This window comes from Bacteroides sp. An279 (assembly GCF_002159615.1).
Lineage (GTDB): Bacteria > Bacteroidota > Bacteroidia > Bacteroidales > Bacteroidaceae > Phocaeicola > Phocaeicola intestinalis.
Map to the genome: position 1 here is coordinate 1 of NZ_NFJA01000039.1, position 17,533 is coordinate 17,533.

General features: G+C 48.5%; 13 protein-coding genes. 3 read left to right on the forward strand and 10 right to left on the reverse strand.

The window, feature by feature from the left end:
* Positions 1-269: 269 nt before the first annotated feature.
* The 3 genes from B5F78_RS08560 to B5F78_RS08570 form a co-directional block, all read right to left on the reverse strand.
* Positions 270-2,711, reverse strand: coding sequence for a glycoside hydrolase family 95 protein (locus B5F78_RS08560; RefSeq protein ID WP_087406494.1), 2,442 nt, complete (start codon positions 2,709-2,711; stop codon positions 270-272).
* Between the two features lie 109 nt (positions 2,712-2,820).
* Positions 2,821-4,785, reverse strand: coding sequence for a hypothetical protein (locus B5F78_RS08565; protein ID WP_430746798.1), 1,965 nt, complete (start codon positions 4,783-4,785; stop codon positions 2,821-2,823).
* Positions 4,786-4,926: 141 nt separating this feature from the next.
* Positions 4,927-6,537, reverse strand: a complete 1,611-nt coding sequence (locus tag B5F78_RS08570; protein ID WP_087406501.1) for a glycoside hydrolase family 30 beta sandwich domain-containing protein — start codon at positions 6,535-6,537, stop codon at positions 4,927-4,929.
* Positions 6,538-6,843: 306 nt separating this feature from the next.
* On the opposite strand from B5F78_RS08570, the gene B5F78_RS08575 reads away from it, so the two are divergent.
* The 3 genes from B5F78_RS08575 to B5F78_RS08585 all read left to right on the forward strand — a co-directional run bounded on the left by B5F78_RS08575 (position 6,844) and on the right by B5F78_RS08585 (position 8,937).
* A complete protein-coding gene (locus B5F78_RS08575; RefSeq protein WP_087406496.1) occupies positions 6,844-7,068 on the forward strand; it encodes a hypothetical protein in 225 nt (74 codons plus the stop codon).
* Between the two features lie 17 nt (positions 7,069-7,085).
* On the forward strand, positions 7,086-8,282 hold the full coding sequence (locus B5F78_RS08580) for a hypothetical protein (RefSeq protein WP_239473423.1): 1,197 nt from the start codon (positions 7,086-7,088) through the stop codon (positions 8,280-8,282).
* Between the two features lie 118 nt (positions 8,283-8,400).
* On the forward strand, positions 8,401-8,937 hold the full coding sequence (locus B5F78_RS08585) for a response regulator transcription factor (RefSeq protein WP_241148259.1): 537 nt from the start codon (positions 8,401-8,403) through the stop codon (positions 8,935-8,937).
* Between the two features lie 73 nt (positions 8,938-9,010).
* On the opposite strand, the gene B5F78_RS08590 is transcribed toward B5F78_RS08585, so the two are convergent.
* The 7 genes from B5F78_RS08590 to B5F78_RS08620 form a co-directional block, all read right to left on the reverse strand.
* Entirely contained in the window at positions 9,011-9,460 is a 450-nt protein-coding gene (locus tag B5F78_RS08590) for a GatB/YqeY domain-containing protein (RefSeq protein WP_022038902.1), read from the reverse strand.
* A 126-nt stretch (positions 9,461-9,586) separates the two neighbouring features.
* The gene (gene ftsZ / locus B5F78_RS08595; protein ID WP_087406498.1) at positions 9,587-10,900 is read right to left on the reverse strand and encodes a cell division protein FtsZ; all 1,314 of its coding nucleotides are present in this window, start codon (positions 10,898-10,900) and stop codon (positions 9,587-9,589) included.
* Positions 10,901-10,932: 32 nt separating this feature from the next.
* A complete protein-coding gene (gene ftsA / locus B5F78_RS08600) occupies positions 10,933-12,507 on the reverse strand; it encodes a cell division protein FtsA (protein WP_022038904.1) in 1,575 nt (524 codons plus the stop codon).
* Between the two features lie 3 nt (positions 12,508-12,510).
* On the reverse strand, positions 12,511-13,248 hold the full coding sequence (locus tag B5F78_RS08605; RefSeq protein ID WP_087210477.1) for a cell division protein FtsQ/DivIB: 738 nt from the start codon (positions 13,246-13,248) through the stop codon (positions 12,511-12,513).
* Positions 13,245-14,621, reverse strand: a complete 1,377-nt coding sequence (murC, locus tag B5F78_RS08610; RefSeq protein ID WP_087406499.1) for a UDP-N-acetylmuramate--L-alanine ligase — start codon at positions 14,619-14,621, stop codon at positions 13,245-13,247. Before murC ends, B5F78_RS08605 begins: the two co-directional genes overlap by 4 nt.
* Positions 14,611-15,741, reverse strand: coding sequence for an undecaprenyldiphospho-muramoylpentapeptide beta-N-acetylglucosaminyltransferase (gene murG / locus B5F78_RS08615; RefSeq protein ID WP_022038907.1), 1,131 nt, complete (start codon positions 15,739-15,741; stop codon positions 14,611-14,613). Before murG ends, murC begins: the two co-directional genes overlap by 11 nt.
* Positions 15,742-16,154: 413 nt before the next feature.
* Positions 16,155-17,435 carry an FtsW/RodA/SpoVE family cell cycle protein gene (locus tag B5F78_RS08620; RefSeq protein ID WP_087210483.1) on the reverse strand — a complete coding sequence of 427 codons (1,281 nt, stop codon included), beginning with the start codon at positions 17,433-17,435 and terminating at the stop codon, positions 16,155-16,157.
* Between the last annotated feature and the right edge of the window lie 98 nt (positions 17,436-17,533).

Consider the following 17,533-nt stretch of genomic DNA (forward strand, 5'->3'; position numbering starts at 1 on the left):
AGTTTTTCTTGGCTTGATGTATCTGTTTTCGTGTGTGCTTTGGGCGATTTTTTGGTCCTTTTCGCTCCTGTTCTTCGTCAGATAGCCCGCTATCTTCCTCATCACAGAAACGGAAATGCCTCAAAAACTCATCCCAAATCATCGCACGATAAATTCAAAACAGCTTCTCAATGAATGTCCGATTTAGCCGACAAGAAGTTAGAGGGAGATAGAAGCCAATACTTCTGCGCTATTGGCATTAACTCCTTCTAACTCCTTTCGAGCCATTATCAGTTATCCATTATCAGGCGGTAACGCTTTCCGGGTTTCGTATCGATGTCGTATTCGTATACTTTGCGGAGGGCAGGTTTGGCAGGAGTGCCTAATTCAGGTGATACCTGCGGGGTTTTGATGGCTGCGGGAGCATACAACGGGTTCGGGCATTCACCTTGGGCTTCGTGTAAGCCTTTGCCTTTCAGCGGCACATACGAACGGACACGCAATGTGCCGCCCAGTTTCGACAGAATGACCGCTTCACGCAATTTGCTTTTGTCCCACTTCATCGTTACTTCGAAGCCGCCGCGGGCAACCAGGCCTTTCACTTCACCTTTGCTCCATACATCGGGCAATGCCGGAAGCAGATGTACCGCTCCGTCGTGGCTTTGCAACAACATTTCGGCAATGCCTGCTGTTGCGCCGAAGTTTCCGTCTATCTGGAAAGGCGGATGCGCGTCGAACAGGTTGGGATACGTGCGTCCTTCGGGATATTGGCTTGCTTCGGCATCGCTCGGCAAGAGCTGCAGCATATTGCTAATCAGGCGGAATGCATGATTGCCGTCAAGCATCCGCGCCCAAAAATTGATTTTCCAGCCGATGCTCCAGCCTGTAGCCTTGTCGCCCCGTTGCTCTAACGTGGTATGTGCAGCCTGGAACAGTTCGGGGTGGCTGTAGGGCGATACCTGGTTGCTGGGATGCAGTCCGTAGAGGTGCGAAATGTGCCGGTGTTCGTCTTTCGGATTGTCTGCATCTTCTGTCCACTCTTGCAGTTGGCCGTGTTTGCCTATCCGCATCGGTGGCAAGCGGTCAATCGTCTGCCGCAACGTGTCTTGGAAACTTGTCTCGTCGCCTACAGCCAAGGAAGCGCGCAGTGCGTTCGAAAGCACATCGAATGCCAACTGGTTATCCATTGTGCATCCTGCTGTTACCGGACCGTGTTCGGGTGACACTGAAGGGGCAATGACCCATTCGCGGGTATTCGGGTTTTCGGCAAGGAAATCCAGACAGAACAATGCCGCGCCTTTCAATATCGGATAATATTCCCGCAAAAACGTCAGGTCGCCCGTAAACAAGTAATGTTGCCACAAATGCTGGCTTAGCCAGAATCCGCCACTGGGCCACATACCTGCAGCGGCGAAGTCTACCGGGCCTGCAATGCGCCACAAGTCGGTATTATGATGTGCTACCCATCCCCGGCAGTCATACATTTCGCGTGCTGTTTTCGCTCCCGTTTCCGACAAGTCTTTCAGCATGGCGAACAGCGGTTGGTGCATTTCGCTTAGATTAGTAGTCTCGGCAGGCCAATAGTTCATTTCCGTATTGATGTTAATGGTGTACTTGCTGTCCCACGGTGCGTTTACGCTGCGGTTCCAAATGCCTTGCAGGTTGGCAGGTTGCCCGTCGGGTTGTGAAGACGAAATCAGCAGGTAGCGTCCGTACTGGAAAAGCAGTACAGGTAAAGTCTGGTCCTTGCCTTGGTTGAAATCGCGGATGCGTATATCGGTTTCCTTCCGGGAAACTTCGTCTGTCTGTTCGCCAATCGTCAGCTGTACCCGGTTGAACAGGCTTTGGTAGTAAGCGGTGTGGGTAGCCAGTGCTTTTTCATAGGGCACTTTCACAGCTTGGGCTAAGCGGTTTTCTGCACGTGTCGCCGCATCGCCGCTTACATCGTGATAGTTCACGTAATTGGTAGCCGCAGCGATATAAATCACAGCTTCACCTGCATCCGATACTTCCAACGTTTTGCCCGAAGCCCTTACGGTGCCGTCGGTAATCACTTGTATCCTGCACTCGGCACGCAGGGCTGCCTTTACTCCTTCTTGGTCTTTGCCGTAGCAAACCACCGACAGCTTGTTGCCTTCGGTTTTCACTTCGTGCTTCAGCGGATTATCGTAAGCAAGCCGGAAAGCCAAAGCGCCTTTCCGGTCTGCCTGCACACGCATCACAATGACGCTATCGGTAAACGAAGCGAAAGCCGTGCGGGTATAAGTCACTCCGTCCACTTCATAACGGGTAGTGGCTGTGGCGTTGGCGATGTTCAAGTCGCGGTAATAGTTTGTCGCGTCCTTGTGTCCGGTAAAATCAAGGAAAAGGCTTCCCAGGGTGAGATAACTCATGCCGTTCTTTCCCGAAAAGAAATTGGCATCGCACAACCGTTGTGCCTCCCAAGTCTTCCCTTCGAATATCAGTTGGCGCACCGTAGGGAGCACGTAACGGGCAAGGGAATTGTTATTATCGTGTGGTCCTCCTGCCCAAAACGTTTCTTCGTTCAGTTGCAGTTCTTCCCGTTCCGTACCGCCATATACCATCGCTCCCATCCGCGAGTTTCCGATAGGCAGGGCATCCGTCCATTCCGTAGCCGGACGGCTGTACCACAATTTCAAGTCTTCGGCATAGCCGGCTATTGCCGTCAGTCCCGAAAATACAATTGCTAAAATCAATTTCCGTGTTTTCATGTTTCATGTTTTATTGGTTGAACACAGCGGCTGTTAACTGTTATCACTTTGTTCAGGAGTTATACTTCACGCGGCATTAATTTGTGCATGGTATAACTCCTGACTGACATTAATTCATTATCACAGTATATGTTTTCACAACACCTCTGTAGTCGAACTTCACGATGGCCTTGCCGTCTTTGGTTTCCGGTTGGGTGATTTCAATCTTTACATCCGGATTGTTCGAAGCTGCCGTGATTTGAGGTACGCTTTCTGTTGCTTCCGGAAGCGTATAAGTCGCTTCGTATTGGTCGTATCCCGTATAACCGTTGGCATTGGTAGAACGGACGGGAACGGTAGGCAACTCTACTTCCTCGCCATTGACCTGGATGCTGACAGCCGGTGCAGCAGGATAAACCAAAGTCTTTTCATCGGCACTGAATCCCAGTCCCTGCAATACACATACCTGTCCTTCAGCATCGCTTTCCGCTACCAGGTAGATGGCATGTTTCTTGTCGAGTGTTTTTACGGCATCAGTCACGTCCAGTGTGAATTTGGTCACTTCGCTTTGGCTCGAACCTGCCGGAACGGTGATTTCACCTATTTTCTTGCCTTTCCACACGTCATTGTCCCATGGACCGTCCAGCCATACGCTTACTTTGAAGGCTGATGAGGTTGTAGCGGTCAGGAAAAGGTTGAAATAAGTCTTGTCATACTCTTTGGAACCGGCAAAAGGCTTCAGGCCTTTTTGAGCTTGGTACAGTCCGCCGAAGCCGAAATATTTGTAACCGATGATGTCGCCACCGTTTACGTTGATAGGCATATCGTTGCTCCAGATGTCCCATGCATCCTGTTGGCTGCCTACATTCGACAAGTAGCATGCGTAGCCGGCAGAATAATATTTGTAGGGGTCCATTCCGAATATCTGGAAGCCTTCCGAGGTAACTTCGGCACCGGTATAGGTATCTCCGTTACTTGCCTGCGCCTGCCAGATGCTGTCGGGGGCATACGGGTCGTAGCCATGAATGGTTACTTTGCCTCCTTCTGCCACGGGTTTTTCATCCCATTGGATGGTGACAGGTGCCACCATCGCCTGGCGTGCAAACCCGAATCCGCGAGGAGGACGGTGATAGAATACATACCATTGGCCGTTGATTTCCTGCAGACTGCCGTGCGTGTTGTGTGCGGCATTGGTGGTCTGCAGCTTGCTGCCATCTTCGTTAAGTACCACACCACGCGAGTCTACCAGTACACCTCCGCTGCGCCAAGGACCTAACGGAGTATCGCCGAAGGCATAACGCAGGGTCGAGTTAGTGCTTCCCAATCCGTAGTCGGGACCGGAATAGCCCGAGAAAATCATCACATACTTGTTACCTACTTGTCGGATAGACGATGCTTCGAAGAAGTTGAAATCTTCCGGTTTCTGTTCTTTGTAGAGTGCCGGATATTTTGTTCCCTTCGGGTCGCGTATCTCGCCATATCTTAAGCTGGCAGGGATGAAATAAGGGATGATTTCGGTACCTGGCCGTACAGAATACATGGTATGCTGGTCCAATTGGGCAGCCAGTGAACGCTGGAAGCCCCAGAAGCCGTAAGCACGGAAACCTATTTCATAATCCGGGTCTTTCGGGTCGGAAATGTTTTCGATGAAAATAGACGGGTCAAAGCCCAAAATGCTGCCCGGTACTGTGCGTGTGCCGTCTTCATTCAGGTTGACAGGAGTAAACGGACCGTCAGGCCGGTCACCTTTGCATACCATTGCCTCGCGGTTGGCACCTCGGCTGTGCGGATAGAGATAGTAAACTTTCTTACCGTCTTTTTGTTTGATTTCTACAAGGTCGGGTGCATACATCACGTCCCATTGGCCTTCCGTTTCGTAAGTGAATATCGGGCCTTCATCACGCCAGTCGGTCAAGTCTTCCACAGGTGCCGACCACATGCGGATGTCTGCACCGCAATAACTGTCCAGTCGCAGGTCATGCGAGCCAATGATGTAAGCACGAAGTTTTCCCGGGTTGTCCGGATCTTCAAATACACGGGGTTCTCCGTCGGGCAAGTGTTCCCATAAGGGCAGGTAAGGATTACCCGTACCCATCAGTTGTGGGTCTAGGCTTGGTTGTTGCTGGCTCCCGCAAGAAGTGGCAAGAGTCAGTCCGAAAGCAAATGCCAAGGCAGCTTTCATGGGATAAGATTTACGTACATTCATGATGATTCAAAATATTTGTTCTTTTCAATGTTAAAGTTTTATCCGTACCGAGACAATGCTTTCTCCGGATATGGACAAAGATACGGATTCTCCTGTTACGTTGACATCAATGGTTTCCATATTTTTTGTCTCGCTGGTTTCTACCGCAGTAGCTTGACTGATACCGTCCATCGGGATTTGTATGCTCAGTGTGCGGTCCGATTGGTTCAGGAGGACAAGAGTTATTTCGTTGCCTGTCTCGTTGATGTATGCGGTGGCATCGATGTTCTCGCTTCCCGAAGTCACGGCGATACGGGTTGTGTTCGTTGCATACTGTGCGTAGTGAGCCAGGATGTATCCGTTCTTGGCGATTTCACCCTCGGCTACCGGACTGCGCGGGTCGTTGTCACCTATCATGCCATAGAAACGTTTCAGGTACCAGTATAAGTAGGCACTGCAATAGCCGTCCATGCACATATGGATTTCTTTTGCCAGATGCGAGAAGTTGTAGTCCCAGTTAAGGAATTGCCACATCGACGGGTCTTCTTCTTTCTCTCCGTCGTTGAAAAGATGTTCGGTCATCCACCAGGTTTTGCCTCCCAGACGCGGATAAAGTCCGCATACATAGTCGTGGCGGCCTTTCACGTAATCGCTGCTTAAGTCGATGAATCCTTGGTAGAGGTGTCCGGTTACGATGTCGGTCTGCGCAAAGGCTTCTGCATCGTTCAGTACGGCATCGGTATATTCGGGCTGGTAGCCGCAGGCTTCAGGCGACATCAGCTTCACACCGGTTTCGCGGATGCGTGCGCCTTCCTGCTTCAGGAAGTTTACCACCTCTTGCGGTGTCCAGGCAGTAAAGTCCATATCGGGTTCGTTCTGTACCGAAACGGCATAGATGTCCACGCCGTTTTGTTTCATGAAATTGATATACTTGATAAGATGGTCGGCGTATGCCGTGTAATGTTCCGGCTTCAGATGATCTTTATCGTCCACTTTGTCTGCCCATTCTGCCGGAATGTTCCACGGACAGGCAAATACGGTGGCACCGTGGCTTTGTGCGATTTTAGCACCATCCACGTCATCTGCCCAACGGGTTTCATCGGCATAAATCATCAGGCGCAGGATGGAGTATCCCAGTCCGTCCGGACTATACATCTTGTTCATTTCATCGGCTGTAATAGTGGGAGTGCCCCAGATGCTGACTGCATACATGCCGCCGAAACCTGCTACCGGCTGGTATTTGACCGCCGGGTCTACGGTCAGTGCAATGCCGCCCGCACCTTCTTGGGTGATGGTCAGCTCGGTGGTTGTCCCGTTGCGGTCGGTCAGGCGGATAACCTGTGTACGGGTGTCCATCGAAGTGTTGGCATTACAGGTCAGGGTTACTTTGGTAAATTGGTGCTCACCGTTGTTGTCACCGCCCGATGTGGGGGTTACATTGGTCACGATATTGCCTTCTCCCAAAGTGATTTCCCAGGTTGATTGTTGCCAGTCGATGATGGCTTCGGCAGTGCCCTCGGTTGAGGTTACTGTCATGGCGTTGCGTACGAAACGGGCATACGAGTCGCCCCACAAGCTTTTGTTTACGGTGTCATCGTCCGAGCAAGCCCAGAAAAGTGTGCTTGCCAGAAACAGGAATAGAAAAGATTTCAGTTGTTTCATGGTGTTTTTTTGTTTACGTTTTTCGATTTTATGCATGTTGACTATTGATTGTTTTTCTGTGTCCGGTTAATCAATCTTGTGCTTTTACTTCTCTACGTTTCAACAGTCTGCTAACTGCGTTTCTTGTAAGATTAATAATTAGTGTGTCCAGTTCTACGTTCCTAAAAAAGCAGTATCAAACGCCCTTGTTATTGTTCATATTATGCTCTGAAATTTAACACTTTAGCAGGCAAAATAGTTTTTTGAAAATTTGTGTATTTCATTGATATTTAGCAGTTTAGTAGAATAATTAAGTAACTGAAAACAATGAAAAAATCAGATTCAAAATCCAATAAAGAGACCCTGGAAGAAGAGGTAAAACGTCTTCGTAAAGAAAATGCCAAACTGAAATCTCAAAAAGCAGCCAAAGAGGCTAAGTTTAAAGAAGCGAGAAAGGAACTTAAAAAAAAAGACGTAAAGACCGTGACTGTGACCGAAGAACAAATGAAATTGTTATCGAACATATTCCCGGACATAGATACTCTCTTCTGATTGTTCAACTTTGTGTATTGATTTACATTCGTACCAACTGCGGCCTCCGCACCGTTGTTAAGATTCTGGAAATTTTCAACGAAGTGCTTGAAGGAAAATGCGGCAAGGTTCCATGCTATAATACCGTAGAGAATTGGATGAAGAAGCTGGGATTATCCACTTACGAAAATGATAATAAACCTACTGATAAAAAGTTTGCGTATATCATTGACGAAAGTATTATGGTCAATCGGGAGAAACTTCTTTTGATTCTGGGCGTTTCCGCCGAACATCCCGGACATCCTCTTAAGCATGAGGACGTTACGGTTGTCAGCATGAAATCCTGCGGTTGCTTTAAAGGAGACGACATCAAGCAAGAGATTGAAAAGTCCATTGAGAAGAACGGGGCTAAACCTGAATATGTAATCAGCGATCAGGCCCATAATCTCACAAACGGAATTTCGCAATCGGGATTGTTGCACCATATCGACATCAGTCATGCCATGGGTACATGTTTGAAACATGCTTATGGCAACGAGCCTGATTTCGTGAACTTTACTACTATTCTTGGAAAGGTCAGATTGCAATATCATCTTACAGACAAGGCTTATCTTTTACCACCCAATATGCGTAGTATTGCCAGATTCATGAATATGAACTCATGGGTTGATTGGGGCAACAAGATGCTTGGTTGTTTTGCTAGCCTCCCAAAGGAAATGCAGGATGCATACTCCTTTGTCCTTGATTATAAGGAGCTATTGGTTGAATTGAAGACCGCCGTTGCTGCTGTTGAGCACATAGAAACAATCTGTAAAACAGAAGGCTTTAATCTTGCTAACAGTAAGAAATGCAAGAATTATATTACGCGGCACATAATAGGCAATGCAAACAACCGTAGAGCTATGTTTGGAATCAAGATTTTGGAATACCTTAAACAGCAGGAAGAGAAGTTGAATGATATTTATGAATCACGCAACATCTCTTCTGATATCATTGAATCAACATTCGGTGTTTTCAAACAAAAAAAGTCGCCAAACAAACTGTATGGCATAACTCCTTTTGTCCTGTTTATACCGTTACACGCAAAACTAGAGAACAAATCTGCCACTAAGACATTTAATTTCAAAGAGCGCTTATGTAATGTTAAACTAAAGGACATTGATACTTTTGCTAATAATCACATGTCCACAAACTGGGTTACAGTACGCACCAAACAGCTCAAAAATGTGGGCTAAATTGGGAACATTAAACTGGATACCCTAATTAATAATCTTCATGCTGTAAGATTAATAATCTTCACGGCGTAAGATTAATAATCTTCACGCGGATGCAGTATTTGCCAATCATATTCCCGTGATTCTGCTTACATCGAAAACCGAATTTGCCAATCGGATAGAAGGATTGGAACAAGGAGCGGATGCTTATTTGGGCAAACCTTTCAGTGTGGAAGAATTGCATACGCTCATTGGCAATTTGATAGCTAACCGTATCCGCTTGAAAGGCAAATATTCGGGCAGTTCGACTCAAGAAGGGAAAAGAGCCCCTATCGTCTTACAAAGTAGCGATGAAATGTTGATGGACCGTATTATGAAGGTGATTAATAAAAACCTGAATAATCCGATGCTCAGTGTGGAGATGCTGACGCAGGAAGTGGGAATGAGCCGTACACATTTGCATCGCCGTATTAAGGGAATGACGGGGTTGACTCCCAGTGATTTCATCCGTAATATCCGTTTGATTCAGGCAGCGGAGTTGTTGAAGAAGAAAGACATTACGGTAACCCAGGTGGCTTATACGGTGGGCTTCAGCAGCCAGACTCATTTTTCGAGTGCATTTAAGAAAATGTATGGAATCTCTCCTACTGAATATAAGGAGGCAAATGAAGAATAAAAATAATTGAGGGTGCATCAAAATGAAAGCCGATTTCTATTTTGATACACCCTCTCAGAGCCTGTTTAAGAAGTTAGTTTAAAAGTTCTTTTACTTTTGCCGATATGGCACGGCCTTCAGCAAGTCCGGCAAGCTCTTTGGTGGCTACTCCCATTACTTTGCCCATATCCTTACCGCTGGTGGCACCTGTACGGGCAATGATGTCTTTCAGTCTGGCTTCCAGTTCTTCTGCCGAAAGCTGTTTGGGGAGATAGGCTTCGATAACACGTACTTGTGCCATCTCTTCCTCAGCCAGTTCGGGACGGCCAGCTTCTGTATAACTTGCAGCCGAATCTTTGCCCTGTTTTACCAACTTCTGCATCAGTTTCAGTGCCGTTTCATCGCTCAGTGTGTCGTTGGCTCCCGGAGCGGTTTTTGCTTCGAGGAATACTTTCTTTACGTTGCGCAAGGTTTCCAGTCTCACCTTGTCTTTTGCCTTCATGGCTTCTTTGATATCATTGCTGATTTGTTCGAATAAATCCATAGTGTATGATGTTTTTAATTGGTTGTTTTTTAGGTACTAGGAACTAGGTGTCAGGTACTAGGTATTAGATACATTTTAGAACCTATGTCAGCCAGTACCTGATACCTGGTACCCAAAACCTAGTACCTAACTAAAGGTAATCATCGTAGAGCCGTTTTCGTTCAGCTGCGGTTTCTGTACCAGACTTTCACTGTCGGTAGCGCGCTGGCGGATGTTATCGAGAACGGTTTTCGAACGTTTGTACGTCGGAGTGGTGTCTACGATGCTGATTACATCATCATTGTCCAAATCGTCTTGTGTGAAGATGTAATACTTGTAGTTGCCCTTCTTTCTGTCGTTCCGGCGTTCATTGGTATAGTAATCGTCCCGGCGTTTTTCTTTTATCTGCCGGATGCGTTCTTCTTCTTCGTGTCTTTTCTGTTCTTCAGCAGTACGTTTCTTGTTCAGTGCATCGTTCATACCCGGGATGTCCTTGATGCCGAATCCTGTGGCAAGGATGGTGAATTTAACTTTGCTTTCCAGGCTGTCGTCGATGTAAAGTCCCCATTTGGTTTCTACATCATCGCCAAATCGGCTCATGAACTCGTGCACTTCGTTCATCTCTTCCATCATCAGGTCGCTGTTTGTGCTGTACGAGATGTTGAACAATACTTTCTTAGAATTGAAGATATCGTTGTTGTTCAGCAACGGCGAATGCAGCGCATCGTTGATGGCTTGGGTAACACGTCCTTCGCCTGAGCCGTAACCGGTACTCATCAAGGCAACACCGCCGTCTTTCAATACCGTCTTTACGTCGTTGAAGTCCAGGTTGATTTTGCCTCGGATGGTGATGATTTCGGCTATACTCTTGGCTGCTACCGAGAGGGTATCATCGGCTTTGGCAAAGGCATTCATCACGCTGAGGTCGGAATACACGTCGCGCAGACGTTCGTTGTTGATGACCAGCAGGGCATCGACGTGTTTGCTCATTTCTTCCACACCATCCAGTGCCTGGTCGATTTTCTTGTTACCTTCGAACAGGAAAGGAATGGTGACAATGCCCACTGTCAGGATGCCCATGTCTTTGGCGGTCTTGGCAATGATGGGGGCGGCTCCGGTACCTGTACCACCGCCCATTCCGGCAGTGATGAAAGCCATTTTACAACCGTCGTTCAGCATGCTTTCGATGTCTTTCATGCTTTCTTCGGCTGCGGCTTTGGCACGTTCGGGACGGTTTCCGGCTCCCAAGCCTTCTCTGCCCAATTGCAGCTTGATGGGGACAGGTGACTCGTTGAGTGCCTGATTGTCTGTATTGCATACCACGAACGTAACGTCATGGATTCCTTCTCTATACATGTGGTTGACTGCGTTTCCGCCACCACCTCCTACACCAATCACCTTGATGATGCTGGGTGTACCACCGTTCGAAAAGTCGAACGGCATAATCGTTTCGTCAGACATATCTTTGGGTTTTTTTTAAGTTCTTACGTTTGTCAGTTTTCTCCTTTCATCATCTCGTCCGCTTCGGTTTTCAAGAAATTAAACAGTTTCTTGAACGGCGTATTTTCCGATTTCTGCTTGTTTATGGTCTGATACAAGTCATCCAGTTCTGCTTCTTTATCAGCCACTTTTAAGCTTTTCGCCTCTTCCAGTTTACTAAGGGCGTCTTTGTATTTCTTGCGTTCTGCCAGTCGTTTGGCTTCGCTTATCAATGCTTCACATTCGCGTAAACGTTTTTGGGCACGTTCCTGTTCCTGACGGATGCGTTCTGCTTCCAGTTGCTTTTTGCGTTCTTCTTCCTCTTTCTTTCTGCGTTCTTCCTCTTCTTTACGTTTGCGCTCTTCTTCGGCTTTCTTTTGGGCCTCGTCTTCTTCTTCTTGCTGCTGAATCCAGCTCAGCTGGCTTTTGTGCGGGTCTATCTTGCAGCAGTTGTCTTTGCCTGCAGCCAGCAGTCCGATGAGGGTGTTTTGTGAACCGTTAGGCGTGATGTCCTGATGGTCGTCCGTCAGTTCGATGTTTCCAGTTTGTGCGATGCGTATCTTGTCTATCTTGGTGACTGTTATGAATGCTTTGTTCAGGTTAGGCAGTTGCGAGGCTCCTCCCGTCAGGATAATGCCTGCGTGCAGTTCGTTGCTATAACCCGATAGTTTGATTTGATTCCATACGTTTTCCAGTATTTCGAGGGTACGGGCTTCCACGATGTCTTCCAGTTTGCGGGCACGGATGGAGCATCGGCCGTCGATGGCATATTCCTGGTTGATATCTTCTTCTTCCGACGGTTCGGTATAGGCACTGGCGTAACGCAGTTTCAGTTGTTCGGCGTCTTCTTCTTCGATTTGCAGACTGGCGATGTCTTTGGTTATGTTGTTGCTTCCCAGCGGGATTACGGCAAGGTGACGCAAAATGTTGTTCTTGTATACAGATACGGTGGTTGTGTCGGCACCAAGGTCGACCAAAGCGCATCCCGAACGTTTTTCACTTGCTGTCAGCACGATGTTGGCAGTTACAATGGGTGAAAGCAGGTAGTCCGCCACTTCATATCCCGCCTGGCGGACACACTGGCGGATGTTGCTCCGTAAGGTGTTACGCCCGATGATGTTCACATAGTGTGCTTCGATATGTTCCGTCGGGATACCTACGGGTTCGGTAGTGAGTTGGTTGCCCACTTTATATTCTTGAGGTTCGACAGCCAGCATTTCCTGGTCCATCAGGGCCATTTCGCGGTTGTTCTTCATCAGCTCGTCTATCAGCGCCTGCGAGATTTTCACTTCGGTATCCAGTTGCTTGGTCTCGGTATTGCGGATGCTCCGGAGCGACTGTCCACCAATGCCTACATAGACTTTCTTGATGGAGGCTTGCAACTGTTCTTCCAGCTTGCCGATGACAGAGGCAAGACATTGTGTGGTCTTGTCCAAGTTGTAGATAATGCCTTTCCGGATGCAATCAGAAGAGTGTTCGCTGGCGTATGCGAGGATGTGAATGCTTCCGTCGGCATTCTTCTTGCCTGCAACGCCGGTGATTTTGCTTGATCCCAGTTCAATCGCTGCTATAAAATCTGTTACTGCCATATCTTACTTCTCTTTTTTTGTACAAATAATCTGGTTATTAAACTCTACACTTATCCGTTCGTATTTGTTCCATCCTACTTGGCTAAGCGCTTCTGTATAGAACGTCTGCAATTTACGGAATTTTTCTTGATAATCCTCGGCTTTTCCCAAAAAGAGTATCTGGTTGCCTACGCGGGGCACCAGTTCCAGTTCTTGCCGGGGAGTGACATTGATTTGTTCAATCTGTGCATTCCAGAATGCGTCCGTCTGTAAGTATTTGCCCAACTGGTACAATTGGTCTTGCGCAAATTTGCGGTCGATGAATCCGGTTGCCACAGCTACATGCACTGGCTTGCCCGATACCGGCAGGATTTGTCCGGCATGGTCCAGGTAATATGTGTCGCCGTTGTTGCTCATCACACGCAGCAGGGGGATGCGCTGGTAGATGTCGATGGCAACCTTTCCACTTGAAGTCAGGTAACACTCTGCTTCGGCAATGAATGGCTGGTGTGATAAGGCTTCTTCCAGCTGGCGTATGTTGATTTTGTCCAAGGGCTTGTCGGCAGGCGACAGGCCTTTCCGTTTCAGGAGGGCATTGACGTCCTTCAGTGTGATGAAATCGTAGTCGATGCTGTCTTTTATGGTCAATTCTATGCCTCTGCAAACCTGTCCGGCGGGTTTGGCATTAAACAAGGTGACCGCTACAGCCAAGTAAGCGGAGACCACCAGCAGCACGCAGAGTATAAGAATTCGTTTCATCATCGGTCTTTCAGTATTTCGTAAATTTGTGGAACATAATTGTCTATATCACCGGCTCCCAGTGTGATGAGGACGTCCAGTTTCTTGTTTCGCAAGGTATCCAGCAGGTCTTCCTTATGGCACAGGCTCTTTTCGATACCAGGGCGCAAGTGGTCGTAAATCAGCCGGCTGCTTACTCCTGCTATCGGTTCTTCGCGGGCCGGATAGATATCGAGCAGGATAACTTCGTCCAGCAAGGACAGGCTGTCGGCAAAATCTTTATAAAAGTCTCGCGTGCGTGTGTACAGATGGGGTTGGAATACTGCCGTTATTTTCCGGTCGGGGTACAGCATCCGCATGGAGTACACACTCTGACGTATTTCTGCCGGATGGTGGGCATAGTCGCTCAAAAAAACTATCCGGTCATTTTTCAGCTTGAAGTCGAACCGGCGGTCTACACCTCTGAATCCGGGCATAGCGGCTCTTATCTCGTCTGCAGTAGCTCCGGCTATCTGTGCCAGTGCCATGGCTGCAATGCCGTTTTCGATATTCACATAGACGGGGACTCCCAGCCGGATCCCGTTGATGTTTCCCAAAGGTGATACATAGTCGAATGTGATTTCTCCGTTGCCGGTATGGATGTTTGTAGCATGGAAATCTCCTTCGTTTGTGGCATAGGTATAGACAGTCACTCCCGGCTGTACGTCTGGAGTCAGGTCGATGCCTTTCTTCACTATGAGATAACCGTCGGGACGGATAAGGGATGTATATTTACGGAAACTTTCTACATAGGCTGCATGGTCGCCGTAGATGTCCAGGTGGTCGGAGTCGGTGGCGGTAATTACACTGGCATACGGAGTGAGCCAGTGGAACGAACGGTCGAACTCGTCGGCCTCGATAACGACGAAATCGCTCGTATCCGATAGCAGCAGGTTGGTGCCGTAGTTTTTCGAGATGCCTCCCAAAAAGGCATTACAACCCACGTGTGAATGGTCGAGCAGGTAGGCAGCCAAGGTTGAAGTTGTTGTTTTACCATGGGTACCTGCCACACACAGTCCTCTTTCGGTACGGGTGAGCATACCCAATACTTGTGCACGTTTTTGTACTTCGAAACCCTGCTGGCGGAAAAAGGTCAGTTCTTTGTGCTCGGCAGGGATGGCTGGAGTATATACCACCAGTGTAGTCTGTGCATTCAGAAAGTCTTGGGAGATTCCTTCCACGTTGTCTTCATAGTGGATGGAGGCTCCTTCTTCTTCCAGTTTCCGGGTCAGTTCGGTCGGGGTACGGTCGTAACCGCCCACTGTCTTGCCTTTCGACAGGAAGTAGCGTACTAGGGCACTCATCCCGATACCTCCGGCTCCGATAAAATATACTGCTTTCAGTGTATTAACGTCCATGTTCTTTTCTGTATGTTGCTGCCAGCTTCCACACTTCTCCGGCAATTACGTTTGCCGAATCCTTGAAAGCCAGTTTGGCGATGTTCGTACTCAGTTTGTTCAAGGTGTCAGGTTGCTGTACCGTTGCGATGGCGGTATCCAGCAATTTCACGCCTGCCTCTGCATCTTTTACATACAGGGCGGCTTCTTTGTTCACCAGTGCCAGTGCATTTTTGGTCTGATGGTCTTCTGCCACGTTGGGCGATGGTACCAGGATGACCGGTTTGCCCAGTAGGCAAAGTTCGGAGATGGAGCCGGCTCCTGCCCGACTGATGACCAGGTCGGCGGCACGGTAGGCTGCTGCCATGTCTGCAATGAAGTCGGTGGTGTGCAGCATCGGCAGTTCGCCGGCACGGGACACCGCCGCACGCGCTTCGCTGATGTATATTTTTCCGGTTTGCCAGATGAACTGTACTCCCGATTGTCTGATTTTGTCCAGTCCCTGCATCACGCAGTTGTTGATGGTGCGTGCACCCAGGCTTCCGCCGATAATCAGGACGGTTTTCTTTGCCGGGTCGAGCTGGAACGAGCGTACGGCATCTTCGCGGCTCATGTTATGCTGGAGTAGTCCTTGGCGTACGGGGTTTCCTGTCAGTATAATTTTTTCCTTGTCGAAAAAGCGTTCCATTCCTTCGTAGGCGACACATATCTTGGATGCCTGCTTTGCCAGCAGCTTGTTGGTGACGCCGGCATACGAGTTCTGTTCCTGAATCAGGGTAGGGATGCCCATCATGCCAGCCACTTTCAATGTCGGTCCGCTGGCGTATCCTCCCACGCCTACCGCCACATCGGGCTGGAATGCCTTTACTATCCGGCGTGCCTTCAGCTGGCTGCGCATCAGTTTGATGAGCACACTGATATTGCGCAACAGGTGTTTGCGGTCGAATCCTGCCACGGGCAGGCCGATGATTTCATATCCTGCTGCAGGTACACGCTGCATTTCCATGCGTCCTTCGGCACCTACAAACAGTATCTTGGCATCGGGGTGCTGTAGCCTGATGGCATTAGCTATGGATACCGCCGGAAAAATGTGTCCGCCGGTTCCTCCTCCGCTGATAATCACTCTTAGACTCTCTTTCATGTTTCACTTTGTATTTTCCTGCAAATTTAGGAATAAACTTGTAAACTATTTATGCCTTTTCCGAAATTATTTATACCTAATTTTACAGAATGCTTGCTGGGACGTTGTGGAGGGGATTGGAAGCCGAAAATGCGAGTCTCTACTGCCGGCTGAAGGTGTGCTTTTAGGGTGAATGGGGCATCGGAAGCTGCTGTTCTGCACAAGATATGCAGAAGCATTTTCGTATGTAAGGTAGTTTCTGGAGGGGTTCAGTGCGCTGAAACTTTGGTTTTAGTGCACTGAAACTGAAGTTTCAATTTTATAGAACAGGAGTTTTAGTGCACTGAAACCAATCGGCTATTGTAGCTTTGCCGGAAAGTCACCTTCTTGTTTGTCGTAATACATCGCCCTGCCGGCATCGGCAGGGCAACCGTTCAGAGCGTTTCTTTTGTTTCTTTTTCCTGTTCTTTTGCCAGTTCGGCTGCATTTTGTAGCAGCGAAATGGCGGCTTCGTGTACTTGAGCCTGCTGTTCTTCGGCGGCAGCCTGTGCTTCACGCTTTTTCAGTTCGTTGATGTGACGGCTGATACTGAGTACGATGCCGATGTAGGCACAGTTGACCAAGGTGGATGTACCGCCTTTGCTTATCAGCGGAAGCGGTTGTCCCGTAACGGGCATGATGCCTACCGCTACCAGCATGTTGAACATGGCCTGTGTGACAAGCAGGAAGCCGATGCCCATGACCAGGAAGGCATAGTACGACTTGTCGCAGCTTCGTGCGATGCGTCCGATACGCATCAGCAGCCAGATGTAGAGAAAAGCTACAATGCCTCCTCCTACCAGTCCCAGTTCTTCGATGATGATGGCATAGATGAAATCGGAGAAGGCCTGTGAAAGGAAGTCGCGTTGCACACTGTTGCCCGGTCCTTTTCCTAAGATGCCGCTGGAAGCAATGGCAATGTTGGCATGTGCTATTTGTGCATCGGCATCGATGTCGAACTTTTCGGGTGGAATGACGGATGTGTCAAAGTGATTGTCCAGACGGCTTTGCCATGTCACCATACGGTGCAGTCCGATATCGTCCCATGCTTCGGCCGGCACAAACTTGATGGTGGCCAGGGCGAGGAACAATGCGGCGGCTCCGATGCCTACCAGTGCTCCCAGTTGGCGGAAAGGAATCCGCCCTACATACATCATCAGCAATACGCTAAATGCCAGTAATACGGCTGTGGACAGATTTTCGGTGAAAATGAGGAGGCATGTAAATCCTGTTACGTACAAGATATATCGGAAAGCTTTCGAATTGGCACCGTTTTCTTCCTGCATGCGCGACAGGATATAGGCTACCGTGATGATGGTTCCCATTTTTGCCAGTTCGGAAGGTTGGAACTGAATGAACCCCAGGTCAATCCATCGTCGTGCTCCGTTGGTCAGTGCACCAATGGCCAGTACACTTATCAGCAATATCCATGACACGGGTAGCAGTAGGATAAAAGTCTTGAACCACCGGCACGGGATGTTGTGCACGATGACTACGACTACTGCTCCTACCAGCATCAGGATGATGTGCATTGTAATCGGTCGCCAGTGGTCGCCACTCTTGTAAGTCAATGTACTGGAGGCACTGAACACTTCGATGATGGACACGAGGCAAAGCAGAAGGAAGATAATCCAGATGACTTTGTCTCCTTTGAATAAATTCCGTAGTAAATCCATGGCTCTATATCGTTGAATTGGTAGCAGTTTACAAGGTTGTAAGTTGGCAAGGTTACAAGATTTTAAATACCTTTAGTAATAACGGTTCAGGACCTTGT